We start from the raw sequence: 15,008 nt of genomic DNA, 5'->3' as shown, positions 1-15,008 counted from the left end.
CCGCCCGCCACAGTGTGTGTTCCGCATCGCGGAAAGGCGGGTATCTCTTGCCTGTCATCCTCCCTAGCGACGGTCCAACGGGTCACAGTGGGCGGCGAGTGGGGATACTGCGGAAATTCCGTATGATTTGAAATCGGCCGTGATAGGAAAAAGGGCAGGGATGGCACCATGATCTGGGCACAAAATTACGACCCTTTCGACAATGGCTTGCTGTCGGCTCTGGTTGCGGCCGTCCCCGTCGTCGTGCTGCTGGGGGCGATCGGCCTTTTTCATGTGCGGGCGCATATCGCCGCCCTGATGGGCTTGGGGGCGGGCCTTGCAGTCGCGGTGCTGGCGTTCGGCATGCCTCCGGGCCTGGCGGTGCGCGCAGCGGGTTTCGGGGCGGCCTATGGGCTGCTGCCGATCGGCTGGATCGTGCTCAACATCATCTTCCTTTACCAGCTGACGGAAACGACCGGGCAGTTCCATATCCTGCGCGGCGCGATCACGTCGATCACCGCGGACAGCCGGTTGCAACTGCTGCTGATCGCCTTCTGCTTCGGTGCCTTCTTCGAAGGAGCGGCAGGGTTCGGGACGCCGGTTGCGGTCACGGGCGCGATGCTGATCGGCCTTGGCTTTACACGGTTGCAGGCGTCCGGCTTGTCACTGATCGCCAATACCGCGCCCGTCGCGTTCGGGGCGCTCGGTACGCCGCTCGTCACGCTTTCGGGCGTTACCGGCCTGCCGCTGCTCGAACTATCAGCGATGGTGGGGCGGCAGATGACGCCATTCGCCATCATCGTGCCCTTTTGGCTGCTGGTCGCCTATTGCGGGTGGCGGCGGACGATGGAGGTGCTGCCTGCGGTGTTGGTCGCAGGCGTCAGTTTCGCGCTGGTGCAGCTCCTCATCTCCAACCTGCATGGCCCTTGGCTGACCTCCATCGGTGCGGCGCTCGCGTCGATCGCCGCGCTCATCGCGTTTCTGCGGATATGGCAGCCCGCACGCATCATGCATGTCAACGAGGCGAAGCTCGCGCCGGGTGACGAGCGGGACGTGGCTGCGACGGTTGATGCCGCCCATGCACAGCCCCTGCACGATCCCGCTGCCGTTCGGCGTGCCTGGATGCCGTGGATCATCCTGACGGCGTGTGTCTTCCTGTGGGGCCTTCCCTTCATGAAGCAGGGGCTGGACGCCATCTTCGCGCTACGTTTGCCCTTCGCCGGTCTGGACGGAATGATCCAGCGCCTGCCTCCTGTCGTCACCGCGCCGGAATTTGAGAAGGCAGTCTACAATCTCAACCTGCTGTCGGCCACGGGCACGGCGATATTGGTGGCCGCCCTTGCCTCCGCGCTGCTGTTGCGGGTGCCTGCGTGCACGGTCGGTCGCGTCTATCTGCGCACGTGGAAGCAGGTGCTGCCATCGCTGCTCACCATCGCGGCGATGTTGGGGCTTGGCTATCTCACCCGTTATGGCGGCATAGACGCGTCCATGGGCCTCGCCTTCGCGGCGACGGGGGTGCTCTATCCTTTCTTCGGCACCATGCTGGGGTGGCTCGGTGTCGCCGTCACCGGATCGGACACGGCCTCCAATGTCCTGTTCGGCGGATTGCAGAAGATTACCGCCGAACAGTTGAACCTGTCGCCTGTGCTAATGGCGAGTGCGAACAGCGCGGGCGGGGTCATGGGCAAGATGATTGATGCGCAGAGCATCGTCGTCGCCTCCACCGCGACGCAGTGGTTCGGTCAGGAAGGCCGCATATTGCGCCATGTCTTCGTTCACAGCCTGGTGCTGGGTTCGTTGATTGGCCTGTTCGTGATGCTGCAAGCCTATGTCTATCCCTTCACCCTTCTGGTTCCCTGAAGTGGCGCCTACTATGCAGACGGCCGCCGCCCGCGCTCTGCTGGAAAGCATCTATCTTGAGGCGCTGCAGTCGGTGCGCGGCGAAAGGCTGGTCGCATCGCTTGGCGTTCCCGAGGGTGGCCATTGGTCCATTCGCCACCAGGGCAAAGCCATAGACTGGCCACTGGCTCCAGATGGTCGCATCGTCGTGATCGGTGCGGGAAAGGCCGTGGGGTCGCTTGCGAAGGGGCTGGAAACGCTGCTGGGTGATCGGATTTCGGACGGCTGCATCATCGTCAAACATGGCCATGATGAGCTGCTCACGCGCATCCGGCAGCTTCAGGCGGGGCATCCGATTCCTGACGCGCAAGGAATGGAAGCCACCGCCGAAATGCTGCGGACGGTCGAAGGGCTGACCGATCGGGACAGTGTGATCGTACTGCTGACCGGCGGCGCGTCCGCGTTGATGGTTGCTCCGGTTGATGGGGTTACGCTGGAGGAGAAGGCGGCGACAACAGAAATACTGCTGCGATCCGGCGCATCGATCGAGGAGATCAACGCCGTGCGCAAACGCCTGTCGCGGGTGAAGGGCGGCGGGCTTCTGCACCATGTCGGCCCCGCATCGGTGCTGACCTTGCTGATATCCGACGTGCCGAGCGGCGACATCTGTATGATCGGATCGGGGCCAACTCTTGCGGGCGGGGAAGGAGCGGAGGACCCAATCGCCATTCTCAAGCGATATGGGCTGCAAGATACTGTGCCCGCATCGATCCGACGTGCGCTTGCCAAGGGCGTGCATCCGGTGCCCAAAACGGTGGGACGGCGCGAGACACTGCTGCTGGCCGAGAGCGCCATGCTGGTGGAGGCTGTGCATCGCATTGCGGCGCGGGAGGGTGTGGCCGTGGGAGATGTGGATACGGCGATGGCGGGCAACACCCATGACGCGGCGCTGGCGATGGCCGCTGCCATGCGCGTAGTACCGCCGCAGGATCGCCCCATGCTGCTGGTGTCGGCGGGGGAAACCACACTTCAGGTGACGGGCGACGGGCTGGGCGGACGCAACCAGGAATTTGCCCTGGTCGCCGCCATGGCGTTGGCCGGGCAGGACAATGCCGTTCTGCTTGCCGCTGGCACCGATGGCACCGACGGGCCAACCGATGCGGCGGGGGCTTTTGCCGATGGCGGGCTTCACGAGCGCGCGCGGGCGGTGGGACTCAACCCGGCGGAGATGCTGGCGCGCAATGACAGCTACCGGTTGTTCGACGCGACTGGCGACCTGTTCCGCACCGGACCCACGGGCACCAATGTCATGGATCTGGTGCTGGGTATCGCCTTCTGACCGGGCGCGAATTGAAAAGAGAGGAAGAGACATGGTCAAGCTGGCCGCCAATCTGTCGATGATGTTCCAGGACCTGCCTTTCCTCGACCGCTTCGATGCGGCGGCGGAAGCTGGCTTTTTCGCCGTCGAGTTCATGTTTCCCTATGACCATGGCGCGGAAGAGGCGGCTGAACGGGCGCGGCGATGCGGGCTGGACGTCGTGCTGTTCAACCTCCCCGCTGGTGATTGGGTCGGCGGAGAGCGGGGCATCGCGGCGCTGCCTGATCGCGTGGAGGAGTTTCGCGCGGGCGTCGCTAAAGGGCTGGACTATGCCAAAGCGCTGGGCTGCCCGCGCCTTCACCTGATGGCGGGGAAGGCGCCCGCGAGCGCGCAATGCCGGGCTGTATTGGTGGAAAATATCGCCTACGCAGCCGACCTGACGGCGGCCGATGGCATCGAGATATTGATCGAACCGATCAACACGCGCGTCGATATTCCGGGCTATTTCTATGGCACCATCGCCGAAGCATTGTCGGTGATCGACGAGGCGAGCCGCGCCAATGTCCGCCTGCAATATGACATCTATCATATGCAGATCATGGAAGGCGATCTGGCCCGCACGATCGAGCGTTTGCTTCCTCGCATCGGCCATATGCAATTGGCCGACAATCCTGGCCGCGCCGAACCCGGCACCGGCGAGATCAATTATCCCTGGCTGCTGAGCCACATCGACGCGCTGGGCTATGCCGGGTGGATCGGATGCGAATACCGGCCTGCGGGCGACACGAAGGCGGGCCTCGGTTGGGCGCGCGATTATCTGAAATCTCAGGAGGGCGTGACATGAAGATCGGTTTCATCGGCCTTGGCATCATGGGCCGTCCCATGGCCGGGCATCTACAGGCGGCGGGCCATGCGATCTACAGCTGTGCCAACCGCACGCCGATGCCGGATGAGCTGCGCGAAGGCGGTGCGATCGCCTGCACTACGCCCGCGGATGTGGCGGCCGAGGTCGAATGCCTTGTCCTGATGCTGCCCGACACGCCGGACGTCGAACGCGTGCTGTTCGGCGCGGACGGCGCGTCGCAGCGGTTGAAGCCCGGCACGATCGTCATCGACATGAGCTCCATCGACCCGATCGCGACACGTAACTTTGCGGGCCGGATCGAGGCGCTGAGCTGCGCCTATGTCGACGCGCCAGTTTCCGGCGGTGAGGTGGGGGCGAAGAATGCGGCGCTTACCATCATGTGCGGGGGCAAGGCGGATGTGTTTGAAAAGGTCCGGCCGCTATTGGAACTTATGGGCAAGAGTATCACATTGGTGGGTGACGTGGGCGCGGGACAGGTAACCAAGGTCGCCAACCAGATTATCGTCGCGCTGAATATCGAAGCGGTGTCCGAAGCGCTGGTCTTCGCATCGAAGGCGGGCGCGGACCCGGCGCGGGTGCGCGAAGCGTTGATGGGCGGCTTTGCGGCATCGCGCGTTCTGGAGGTGCATGGCCAGCGGATGATCGACCGAACCTTCGACCCCGGCTTTCGCGTCCGGCTCCACCAGAAGGATTTGAATCTGGCGCTTGCCGGTGCGTGTTCACTGGGAGTTGCGCTGCCTGCGACGGCAAATGCGCAGCAACTTTTCAACAGTTGCGTAGCGCACGGCGATGCGGAAAAGGATCACAGCGCGATGGTGACGGCGCTCGAACGAGCTGCTAACCACTTGGTGAGTGGTTACTCAACCGACGAAGTTTCCAACACCGACAGCTTATCCGGAGGATGCTCATGACCAGCAATAATCGTCTTAAAGACCGCCGTATCATCGTGTTCGGCAGCGCGACCGGCATCGGCGCGGCCACTGTGAAGCGCCTGGCCGAGGAAGGCGCGCGTGTCTGCGCCGCCGACATCAACCTCGAAGGCGCGACGCAAGTGGCGCAGGAAGCGGGCGGGGAAACCTTCGCCGTCTATGTCGACATTTCCGACGAGGCATCGGTGCAGAAGGCGACGGAAGAGGCGGTGAGCCGCTTCGGCGGCCTCGACGGGGCACATATCAATGCGGCAGACCTGCGCGTTATCATGGAAGACAGCGACGCGTTGGCCATCGACCTTTCCACATTTGACCGCACGATCGCTGTGAACTTGCGCGGCCACCTGCTATGCACCCGCGCGGTCGTGCCGCACCTCGTCAAGAGCGGCAAGGGAGCGATTGTCTACACCAGCTCCGGTTCGGCGCATGGTGGGGAACCGACGCGGCCCTGCTATGCCATGGCGAAGGCAGGCGTGAACGCGCTGGCGCGCCACGTCGGTGCGCGCTGGGGCAAGGAAGGCATCACCGCCAACGTGCTCGCCCCCGGCTTCACGGTGACCGGCGAGATGAAGACGGCGATGGAAGCGAACGCCGAGGAGGCCACCAAGTGGGCCGACTATTTCATGGCGCGCACCCCGCACACCCGGCTGGGCCAATCCGAAGACCATGCCGGCGTCGTCGCGATGCTGTTGTCGGAGGATGGCCGCTGGATCAACGGTGCGATCTATGACGTCAATGGCGGATCGCTGATGCGCGCTTGACGGTACTGGCTGCGGCGCTGGCTTCTGCACGGGCGGGCGCCGCAGCACTCGTTCAGTAAAGCGCGATCACGCGCGCGGGCATGCCAGTGGCGTTTTCCAGCGGCACGACGCCTGCGAATAGCAACCCGCCCGCAGCAGGCGCGCGGTCGAGATTGGCGAGCCCCTCCAACGCCCAGCGCCCGCTGCGCAGCCATGCCTGATGAACGGGGAAGGCGGGCATCGCCTCACCCGCATCGATCGACATGGTATCGACACCGATGCCGCGCACATCTCGCTTCATCAGAATATCCATAACGGCAGCATCGAATCCGGGGCTTTTGCGCCGTTCGGCGGGGGTGAGGCTTGCATAGCTCGAAAAGGGACTCAGAGGGTCCCAGCCAGACAGCATGGCAACGCAGGAACCGGACGGGATGCGGCCGTGGCGGCGTTCCCATGCGATGACATCCCGCGCTTCCACCCGAGCGTCGCGATCAGTTTTGACCTTGTCCCTTATGTCGATCACGACGAGCGGAACGATCAACTGGCTGACGGGTATGTCGCCGACCGATGCTCCATCAGGCGCGAAATGGCGGGGGGCGTCGAGATGCGTGCCGGTATGTTCGACGATCGAGATGCGATTGAGCGCCATCCCTGCCTTCATTCCCGATCCTTCCACGGCTTCCATGATCAGGCGGCCGGGGGTGAAGGCGAAGGCCCGGGTCAGCCTGTGCGTGAGGTCGAGGATGTGCAATTGGCGTCCGTGAAGGGAAAGACTGGCATGATCCGGCGTCACCGGAGCAGCATCCGCGTTGGACGCTGTGCCCAGGACAAGAGCCCCCAGCGCGCTCAGGGCTAGCATGTCGCGGCGATCGATCATGGCGGCTCGTTCCTTTTCTTGTTCTTCAAAGAAGTAGAGCCCTTCGACAGGCTCAGGGCGAACGGAAGTTAGGTTTGCACAAGGGGCCGCTCTTAAATTAAGTCGATCGCGACGACTTCGTGGAAGTCTATGTACGGCACATCGACTTCGACCCAGCCGTCCGCCGCCCCGTGTGGCACGGCTGTTCCCGCGGTCAGCAGCCGGGCCTGCGCAGCGCGTCTGCCTTGTGGCAGTTGCATGCGGACCCGGTAGGGGCCGGTCCTGATCGCCTCGCGATAGCTGCCCCGCATCGTCATGGGGTTGTTGAGATTGACCAGATGCGCGGTCATCGATTTTTCCTGGCGCCAGCAGGCGATGTCCAGCAGGCCGGGACCTTCAATCTGCAGCGGATGCGCTTCCTGATGGGTCCAGTCGAGCATGGCGTGCAGCAATGTCAGATGATCGCCATGACCAAGCTCTGCAAAGGTGCGGTCGATGTCCATTGGCAGATAGGCGACGCGGCCACGGCCGACTTGACGGCAGATCGCCATCGGAAGGTTGGTTTCCGTCTGGTCAGTGAAGACGCGCTCCATCGGCAGGTCGGGATAGCTGGGCACCAGCGTCAGTGCCACGTCCCTCTGGTCGCGCGCGGTGACAGGCTGGCGGAAGAGCGGGCCGATGGTGCGATTGATGTCGCTCAGGTCGGCCATGGCCGGGTGCGCATGGCGCAAGGTGAGGTAGGCGTTCTTGAGCGGTCCTTCGGACTCCCCGGCGATAGAGCAGCCGAACAGGTCCGCCAAGCCAAAGTCCGCCCGCCGCTGTCCGTCCCCATCATAGAGCGAGGTCTGATAGGTGGCGATCACGTTGCCGCCCCGCTTCACGAAGGCGCGAATCTGATCGCATTGCGCGTCGGACAGCACCGCCGCATTGGCGAGAATGATGGTGCGGAAGCGCGACAGGCTGGCTTCGTCCAGAAAATCCTCGTCGATAAGGTCGAAGGGCACGCGCGATTCAAGCGCCGCCTCGTAAAAGCCGCGCGAATGCCCCTCCAACTGCCCGCGCTGATTCCAGCCGCCCAGATAGGCAGTCGTCCTGGGTGAATGGACGATCGCGACCCGCGCCAGATTGCCTCTGTTGCGCAGATAGGCTTCGTTGGCGTGGTGCCAGCTGTAGATTTGCCGGACCACCTCCATCCAGCGGCGGTCGAGCGGCTTGGCATTGAACTTGGTGATCCACGGCCGCGCGCCCTGGGCGATCGCGCCTGCCGCCCAGATGCGGATTTCGGCCGGGCTCTGCACCGAATCCTTCCAGCGATAGGCTTCTTCCACCCCTACGGAGATGATGTGGCCGACCGGCTTGTCTTTCATGAAGGCGCGCAGTTCGCGAGTGTAGCGGCCCGCGCCCCAGACCTCGGGACCCGTGCCCCAGCCCGAATCGTCGGACGAGCGTGCCTGGCGATCGCAAAAGGAGAGCGGTAGACGCTTTGACAGAGCGGGGCCGTTCAGATCGACCAGTCCTCGGCGGTCACCGCCTGGGATGAAGAAGGCCTGGGGCCGGTGCTTGCGCGCGGCCGCGTTCCAAAGGTCCATGAGGGCGAAGAGCCGGTCTTCAACCCAGGCCGCATATCGCCGCCCTTCCAGTTTGGAAGGGTCGGGGTCAGCCGGAATCTCCTGCCCTGACGCGGCGTGGTAAAGCGTCCGGCAGCTTTGGCAATAGCAGGTGCCGCTGCCGTTCCAGCGGTTGCCGAAGAAGCCATCCACCGGATAGCGCTGGGCGATTTCCTCGATCACCTTGGGCATCAGGTCGAAATTATAGGGGCCATAAGCGCAGGTCAGGGTCAGGTCCGGCGCGCTGCCGTGCCGTTTGATCTTTCCGTCCGGGCCGGTCAGCGCCCATTCGGGATGGGCAGCGGCGGCAGTCGCGTTCATCGCATGGGGATCAATGCGCGCGAGTACGCGCATGCCCAGCTTCTTGCACGCGGCGACCATGTCGCCGAACGGGTCCATGCCCTTACCGATGCCCTGCGCCATGCCATGATAGGGAATGGTTGTCGGGTAGAAGGCGATGCCTCCCCCGGCACTCAGGCAGACTCCATCGGCATGAATCTGCTGGAAATACTCGATCCAGAAAGCCGGATCGTAGCGGCCCGGATCATCTTCGGTAAAGGCAAGCTGAAACCAACGCATGGGTTCGCTCGCCCAGTCCGGCGCGCCGTTTTGTCCGATTTTGCGGGCAAAGGCGGGTTCAATACCGGACAGCAGCGCACCTGCCCCCAGCGTCAATGCCGTGCGGCGATCGATCGGCAAGATGTCGGGCATGATCCTCTCCTCAGCTTGGGCTGATCCTTAGCCCAAGGCCGTCGATCCACAATCGGCCATCCCATGATGCGGGACGGTGATGCGAACAGGATGTTTTCCTGACACGCATGATGGATACGGGCCGGTCGAAGGCCAACGCAAAGCATATCGACAAAGGTGGGAAAACAGGTCATACCAGTTTCTCTAAGGCTGCGTTCGCGCGACGACAGCTCAGCAGGCGAGGAACAGGATGTGACCGATAGTCAGCAAGAGCCGGAGGACGGTCTGCTTGGGCGAGTGCAGTCGCTGGTGCGGGCGTTCGGCATTCTCGATGAATTGGCCAAGAGCGATCATATGACGCTCAGCGACCTGTCCCGTGCCGTGGGCCTGCCGCGATCCACTACCCATCGCCTGCTGACGACCATGGAGGCATTGCGCTATGTCGCTTTCGACCGGCGGAAAAATGGCTGGTCGGTCGGTGTCCAGGCCTTCACCGTGGGCGCGGTTTTCGCTCAGACGCGGGACTTGGGCCAGTTGGGCCACACGATCATGCGGTCACTGATGTCGGAAGTACAGCATTGCGTGAATATCGCCGTGCCCGAGGGGGCGGGTGTCTGTTATGTTGGCCAAGCCGCGACCAACGGTTTCCGTCAGACCGCGGCGCGGCCGGGTGCTGTGTTGCCGCTGCATAGCACGGCGTCGGGCAAGGTGTTGATGGCGCAATGGTCCCGGCTGGAGTTCGACCGCTATCTGGACAGCACGCCGCTCAAGGCCCGCACCGCGCGCAGCATCATCGACGGTGACCGTCTGCGCAGCGAATTGGCGCAGATCAGGGCACGCGGATATGCGCTGGACGACGAAGAGCATAGCGACGGGCTGCGCTGCGTCGCTGCTGTGGTCAAGGACCGCTACGGGCTGCCCAAGGGGTCACTGTCGATTTCGGACCGGTCGTCTCATCTGACCCGCGCCCGGCTGGACGAGTTGGGGCCTGCATTGATCAGCGCGGCGCAGCGGATGAGCGTGGAAATCGCGACGCAGAGTTTCTGATCAGCCTGACTTGCCTAAATCCAGCCTTACCGCACATTTCGGATCACTTCTGCCGCTTCGGTGAACAGTAACGCCGTGGCGCACGCCCGCGCGGCTGCATGATAACGGACGAAGAAACACCGGCGTAACAGCGCTGGCGGCAGGAGAGGGTGATGAAAGACATAAGATCCCATGGGCGCGACAGGCGTGTCGCGGCGGGATTGCTGGCGATGGGCAGCATGATGGCGATTGGTGCGTCCGCGCCGCAGCAGCAGAGCTTTTCCTTTGCGCTGACCAACGTCTATGTGGCGGCTTACGAAGATGAAAAGGCGTGCCGCGCGCCGTCGCTCAGTTCGTCCGACCTGTTTCTGAAAACCCTGCCGCCCGCCGAGCGCGCGAAATATGAGGCGCCCGACAAGGTGCAGGAGTTGCACAAGCTGATGGGCCAGCGCCTTGGCTTCAAGATGGTGCCCACCGGCAAGCCTTCCGGCTCCAATGGCAGCATGGCTCAACTGAGCGAAGCGGAACAGGAAGCCTTGCGCCAGAAATATCATATACCCAAGGGGAAGGGCACGGCTGCCTTCCTGGGCACCCGTTTCGCCTATGACAGCTGCACCAATCCGGAAGACTTTCCCTTCATGGAAAAGGGAAATGAGGATTATCGCGGCCCCATCGCCTACGGCATCGATCTGGACGGCCGCGCGAGCAAGGATGATTATGTCAGCCCCGATCAAAAGCCGGGCGTCGATAACCAGTTGATCCGGGCGGTGGGATGCACTTTTTCCACGCGCGATTTCGGCACGCCCAAGGTGGCGGACGAGGTCATCACATCGATGTCGTCGCCCACGCTGGTCGAGGTGAGTGGCGTCGATGATCCGGTCAACGACGATGATGTGACCGTGCGCCTTTATGCCAGCGCCAATCCTTTGGAACTGTCTGGTGCGGGGAAGCCGCTGGCCTGGGCCAGTCTGGATGTTGATCCGGATCGCCGCTTCATGGCGGAGACCAAGGGAAAAATCCGCAATCGCGAACTGCTAACTGAACCGTTCGACTTACGGTTGCGGCTGCGTGAGCAGATCATCGACAGCTATCGCGAGGTCCGGCAGGCGCGCATCCAGGCGAAGATCAAGCCGGGCGAAGCCATAGAGGGTGGCATTTACGGCTATCACACTTTGGCAAGCATAGAGGACAACTATCATCAGTCGACCCAGGTCGGCGCCAATCTGACGCGCATGTCCTGCCCCGCGCTGATCAAGGCGGTGCGGCGCTATGCCGATGCCTTCCCTGATCCGAAGACGGGGCGCAACACGGCCATTTCATCGGCACTGCGGTTCAAGGGTGTACCTGTCTTCCTGATCAAAGCGCAGCAAGTGGCGCAAGGAGTGCAGCCGTGAGCGGGCCGGTGATCTCATCCCGCGTCCTTCGCGCGCTGTCCGCAGTCACGGCGCTCTGTTCCATCGGCGCAATCCTGATGGCCGCCAGCGCCGGACAGGCGGATGCGCCAGCGCAGCAGCAGGCGCAGCAGGCACAGGTGCCCAAATTCCGGCGGCTGACCGAGGCGCAATATCGCGCGACCATCGCCGATATATTCGGGCCTGACATCAAGGTGAGCGGTCGGTTCGAACCGGACTTGCGGATCGGCGGTTTGCTGGCGGCGGGCACCAGCGCAGTCTCGCTGACCCCGGCGGGGGCGGAGCAATATGAGCAGATTGCGCGCGGCATCGCCGAACAGGTGGTCGATGCGAAACATCGCGATCGCCTCGTGGGGTGCGCGCCGTCGGCGTCCGATCCGCAAGGCGCGGCCTGCGCGGCTGATTTCTTCAAGCGGGTCGGCCTCAGGATTTACCGGCGGCCACTGACCGATGGGGAGATAAAGCTCGCCGTCACCCAGACGCTGGCAGCGGCGGCGACGCTCAAGGATTTTCACGGCGGGCTGGCGATCATGCTGACGGCGATGCTGTCGGACCTGCCCTTCCTGTTTCAGACCGACCGGGAGGTGGCCGACCCCAGTGCGCCGGGCGGCCGGACGATCGACGCATGGTCGCGCGCCAGCAAGCTCAGCTATTTTCTGTGGAACAGCACGCCCGATGAACAATTGTTGCAGGCGGCGGCGGACGGCAGCCTGATGACGCAGGCCGGGCTTGTCCGGCAAGTGGACCGGTTGATGGCGTCGCCCCGGTTTGAAACCGGCGTCCGGTCTTTCTTCGACGATTTTCTCCAATTGGAAGGGATGATGTCGCTGTCGAAGGACGGGATCATCTACCCGGCGTTCCGATCCTCCGCCGCGCCAGCCGCGCGGGAACAGACGCTGCGCACCATCACGACACTGCTGGTGGAGGAAAATGGCGATTATCGCGACCTGTTCACCACCCGCCGGGTGGCGATGAACCGGCAGTTGAGCCCGCTCTACCGCATGCCTTACGGGCCGCGTGACTGGTCGATGATCACCTTGCCGGATCAGGACCCGCGCGTCGGGCTGCTGACACAGATCAGCTTTCTGGCGCTCCATTCCCATGAGGGGCGGTCTTCGCCCACGCTGCGGGGCAAGGCGCTGCGCGAAGTGCTGATGTGCGAACATGTGCCGACACCGCCCGCTAACGTCAACTTCACTATCGTCCAGGACACGAGCAATCCCGCCTTCCGCACCACGCGCGAGCGGTTGAAGGCGCATCTCGACGATGAGGAATGCGCCAGCTGCCATAAGCTGACTGACCCGATGGGGCTGACGCTCGACAGTTTCGACGGCGCGGGGCAGTTCCGGCCGACGGAAAATGGCGTGCCGATCGACACGTCGGGCATGCTGGACAAGGTCGTCTTCAACGACAGCGCGGGTCTGGGCAAGGCTTTGCACGATAATCCCAAAGTGACGCAGTGCCTGGCGCAATCGGCTTGGCGCTACGCGGCGGGGCGGTCGCTGCTTCCGTCCGAAGAGCCTCTGACGACGCGCCTGCATGACGATTTCGCCCGCGCCGGATTTCGCATTCGGCCGCTGTTCCGGCGGATCGTTATCGATCCCCAATTCTTCGCTGTCCGGGCGCCAGCGGCGTCACGGATAGCGGGCAAGCCATCGTCAGGAAGGAAAGGTTGATGACGCAGTTCGACAGGCGCGGCTTTTTGCTGCGTGGCATGCTTGGCGGCGGCGCGGTGGCCGTGGGCTTGCCGTTCCTCGACTATTTCCTGGACAATAGCGGCGCGGCGGTGGCCGCGACCTATGGTGGTGGCCGTTTGCCGGTGCGCTTTGGCACATGGTTCTGGGGCTGCGGGATGATCCCTGACCGTTGGAATCCCAAGATGGCTGGCGCCAATTACGATCTGCCGCCTGAACTCGCGCCGATCAAGCCGGTGCAGGACAAGGTTTCCGTCCTTTCAGGCTTCGGTGTCACCTTGGGCGGCAAGAGCAATCAACCGCATATCTCGGGCAATGTGGGCCTTCGAACCGGGACGCCCAGCGATACATGGCAGCAGCTCGTCGGCCCGACATTCGACGTCAGCATCGCGGATGCGATCGGCGCGGGTACGCTGTTCCGCAGCCTGGAACTGAGTGCCGATGGCAATGCGCGTACCAGCTTTTCCTATCGCAGCGGGACGGAGATGAACCCCAGCGTCGCATCGCCCATGGAGCTGTATCGTCGCATCTTCGGCGCGGATTTTCGTGACCCCAATGCGGCGGAATTCACCCCCGATCCCAAGGTGATGGCGCGCCGCAGCGTCTTGTCCGCCGTGACCGATGAACGGCGCCGGATGCTGGGCAAGCTGGGGGCGGAGGACAAGGCGCGGGTGGACAGCTATTTCACCTCCATCCGTGAGGTCGAGAACAAGCTGGCGCTGCAACTGGAAAAGCCGCCCCGAGCAGAGGCGTGCGTCGTGCCGACACAGCCTGCCGACCTGCCCGCCAGCACAGACGTTACCGCCCGCCAGCAGTCGCACAAGCTGATGGCGGAACTGCTGGCGATGGCCGTCGCCTGCAACCAGACAAAGGTGTTCAACATGGTCTTTTCCACCGCCACCGCCGACCTGCGGCAGGCCGGATCGCCCACTGCCTATCATCAGGCTACGCATGAAGAACAGGTGGATCGTACCAAGGGCTATCAGCCGACGGTCGATGCCTTTTCCACGCAGAGCATGCAGGGCTGGGCCGACTTCGTAGCCGCAATGTCAGCGATCAAGGAAGGGGACGGCACTTTGCTCGACAACATGCTGGTCGTCGCTCATTCCGAGGTAAGCTATGCGAAAAACCACGATGTGAACGGCATCCCTGTGATGCTGGCTGGACGAGCAGGCGGGAAGGTGAAGAGCGGCATCCATATCGCGGGGCAGGGCGACCTGATTTCGCGCGTCGGCCTCACCATGCAACAACTGATGGGGGTTCCCGTCGACGCATGGGGCACGGACGCCATGCGGACGTCGCGCAGCTTGTCGGAGATCATGGCATGAAGCGCGTCGCGATGATTGCCCTGTCCGCGCTGCTGGCAACAGCGCCCGTTTATGCGGAGATGCGAGATCAGCCTACGATGCCAGGATTCGGTTTCCTGTCGCTGGAGGTGGCCGACATGGCCCGCGCCCGATCCTTCTATGTCGATGCGCTCGGCATGAAGTCGGTCTTTACGATCAGCAAGCCGGGTGATCCTGCCGAAAAGATCGCATTCAATTTTTCCGGTGATCCCCGGTCCAACGAACCGCTGCTGATCCTTATTCATTATGAAAAGCCGAACGCCACCCAGAACCGATCGACGGGCGCGAAGGTCGGCATTCGGGTCAGTGACAGTCGGGCCGCCGCGCTGCGCGTGCAGAAGGCGGGTTTTCCCATCGTCAGGATCGCTGCGGCGGACGAGAAGGGGCCGGTGATCAACAGCGTCGTGCGCGATGCCGATGGCGTAATCGTGGAACTGGTGCAATTGCGGGGTCAATAAGGCTTGGCGAGCAGTGGTGAGCTCTGTTCCGCCTCTTCGGGAACGACCTTCTCTCGCCTATTGTCAGCGTTGCATGAGACATTTATGGCCGATTCGAACGGTCAGGTGGCGGACTGTGCGCAGACAAGTTCGCCTGATTCTGCTTAAAATGCGGATTTTTTGATCGATCGCCGTCAGGGAATCGCGCCAAAGCTATTCCCTGCCGTTCGCCGCGCGTGTAATGGCGCGCTCGCAAGATCGCACGGAATG

General features: G+C 63.2%; 12 protein-coding genes. 10 read left to right on the top strand and 2 right to left on the bottom strand.

What is annotated here, in order from left to right; genetic code table 11:
* The first annotated feature begins 168 nt into the window (after positions 1-168).
* From IZV00_RS15870 to IZV00_RS15850, 5 genes are read left to right on the top strand one after another with little or no spacing between them, the layout of a single operon-like run.
* A complete protein-coding gene (locus IZV00_RS15870) occupies positions 169-1,839 on the top strand; it encodes an L-lactate permease (RefSeq protein WP_196227383.1) in 1,671 nt (556 codons plus the stop codon).
* 13 nt (positions 1,840-1,852) lie between these two features.
* Entirely contained in the window at positions 1,853-3,157 is a 1,305-nt protein-coding gene (locus IZV00_RS15865) for a glycerate kinase type-2 family protein (protein ID WP_196227382.1), read from the top strand.
* A gap of 31 nt (positions 3,158-3,188) precedes the next feature.
* Positions 3,189-3,980 (top strand): 2-oxo-tetronate isomerase, encoded by a 792-nt coding sequence (gene otnI / locus IZV00_RS15860; RefSeq protein WP_196227381.1) that lies wholly within the window; start codon positions 3,189-3,191, stop codon positions 3,978-3,980.
* Complete coding sequence (locus IZV00_RS15855; RefSeq protein ID WP_196227380.1) at positions 3,977-4,912, top strand: 2-hydroxy-3-oxopropionate reductase; 936 nt, start codon at positions 3,977-3,979, stop codon at positions 4,910-4,912. The genes otnI and IZV00_RS15855 overlap by 4 nt, the downstream gene beginning before the upstream one ends.
* Positions 4,909-5,691 carry an SDR family NAD(P)-dependent oxidoreductase gene (locus tag IZV00_RS15850; protein ID WP_196227379.1) on the top strand — a complete coding sequence of 261 codons (783 nt, stop codon included), beginning with the start codon at positions 4,909-4,911 and terminating at the stop codon, positions 5,689-5,691. Before IZV00_RS15855 ends, IZV00_RS15850 begins: the two co-directional genes overlap by 4 nt.
* Before the next feature lie 52 nt (positions 5,692-5,743).
* On the opposite strand, the gene IZV00_RS15845 is transcribed toward IZV00_RS15850, so the two are convergent.
* Together IZV00_RS15845 and IZV00_RS15840 are read right to left on the bottom strand one after the other, a co-directional pair.
* The gene (locus IZV00_RS15845) at positions 5,744-6,547 is read right to left on the bottom strand and encodes a cyclase family protein (protein WP_196227378.1); all 804 of its coding nucleotides are present in this window, start codon (positions 6,545-6,547) and stop codon (positions 5,744-5,746) included.
* 92 nt (positions 6,548-6,639) lie between these two features.
* Positions 6,640-8,844, bottom strand: coding sequence for an alpha-amylase family protein (locus tag IZV00_RS15840; RefSeq protein ID WP_196227377.1), 2,205 nt, complete (start codon positions 8,842-8,844; stop codon positions 6,640-6,642).
* Between the two features lie 231 nt (positions 8,845-9,075).
* Here IZV00_RS15840 and IZV00_RS15835 point away from each other — a divergent pair, with 231 nt between their 5' ends.
* The 5 genes from IZV00_RS15835 to IZV00_RS15815 all read left to right on the top strand — a co-directional run bounded on the left by IZV00_RS15835 (position 9,076) and on the right by IZV00_RS15815 (position 14,759).
* Entirely contained in the window at positions 9,076-9,870 is a 795-nt protein-coding gene (locus tag IZV00_RS15835) for an IclR family transcriptional regulator (RefSeq protein WP_196227376.1), read from the top strand.
* A gap of 152 nt (positions 9,871-10,022) precedes the next feature.
* Positions 10,023-11,243: a hypothetical protein gene (locus IZV00_RS15830; protein ID WP_196227375.1), complete on the top strand. Its 1,221-nt coding sequence runs from the start codon at positions 10,023-10,025 to the stop codon at positions 11,241-11,243.
* On the top strand, positions 11,240-12,937 hold the full coding sequence (locus tag IZV00_RS15825) for a DUF1592 domain-containing protein (protein ID WP_196227374.1): 1,698 nt from the start codon (positions 11,240-11,242) through the stop codon (positions 12,935-12,937). Before IZV00_RS15830 ends, IZV00_RS15825 begins: the two co-directional genes overlap by 4 nt.
* A complete protein-coding gene (locus IZV00_RS15820) occupies positions 12,937-14,283 on the top strand; it encodes a DUF1552 domain-containing protein (protein WP_196227373.1) in 1,347 nt (448 codons plus the stop codon). The genes IZV00_RS15825 and IZV00_RS15820 overlap by 1 nt, the downstream gene beginning before the upstream one ends.
* Positions 14,229-14,759 (top strand): VOC family protein, encoded by a 531-nt coding sequence (locus IZV00_RS15815; RefSeq protein WP_196227372.1) that lies wholly within the window; start codon positions 14,229-14,231, stop codon positions 14,757-14,759. Before IZV00_RS15820 ends, IZV00_RS15815 begins: the two co-directional genes overlap by 55 nt.
* Positions 14,760-15,008: the final 249 nt, after the last annotated feature.

The sequence above is a fragment of the Sphingobium sp. Cam5-1 genome (assembly GCF_015693305.1).
Taxonomy (GTDB): Bacteria; Pseudomonadota; Alphaproteobacteria; order Sphingomonadales; family Sphingomonadaceae; genus Sphingobium.
Note: the sequence above shows the minus strand (reverse complement) of the source record. Positions and strands in the feature narration are given on the sequence as shown.

Coding starts and splice junctions, on each gene's coding strand:
- IZV00_RS15820 (WP_196227373.1), top strand. CDS start 12,937: ATGACGCAGTTCGACAGGCGCGGCTTTTTGCTGCGTGGCATGCTTGGC.
- IZV00_RS15815 (WP_196227372.1), top strand. CDS start 14,229: ATGGGGCACGGACGCCATGCGGACGTCGCGCAGCTTGTCGGAGATCAT.
- otnI (WP_196227381.1), top strand. CDS start 3,189: ATGGTCAAGCTGGCCGCCAATCTGTCGATGATGTTCCAGGACCTGCCT.
- IZV00_RS15830 (WP_196227375.1), top strand. CDS start 10,023: ATGAAAGACATAAGATCCCATGGGCGCGACAGGCGTGTCGCGGCGGGA.
- IZV00_RS15850 (WP_196227379.1), top strand. CDS start 4,909: ATGACCAGCAATAATCGTCTTAAAGACCGCCGTATCATCGTGTTCGGC.
- IZV00_RS15845 (WP_196227378.1), bottom strand. CDS start 6,547: ATGATCGATCGCCGCGACATGCTAGCCCTGAGCGCGCTGGGGGCTCTT.
- IZV00_RS15855 (WP_196227380.1), top strand. CDS start 3,977: ATGAAGATCGGTTTCATCGGCCTTGGCATCATGGGCCGTCCCATGGCC.
- IZV00_RS15870 (WP_196227383.1), top strand. CDS start 169: ATGATCTGGGCACAAAATTACGACCCTTTCGACAATGGCTTGCTGTCG.
- IZV00_RS15865 (WP_196227382.1), top strand. CDS start 1,853: ATGCAGACGGCCGCCGCCCGCGCTCTGCTGGAAAGCATCTATCTTGAG.
- IZV00_RS15840 (WP_196227377.1), bottom strand. CDS start 8,844: ATGCCCGACATCTTGCCGATCGATCGCCGCACGGCATTGACGCTGGGG.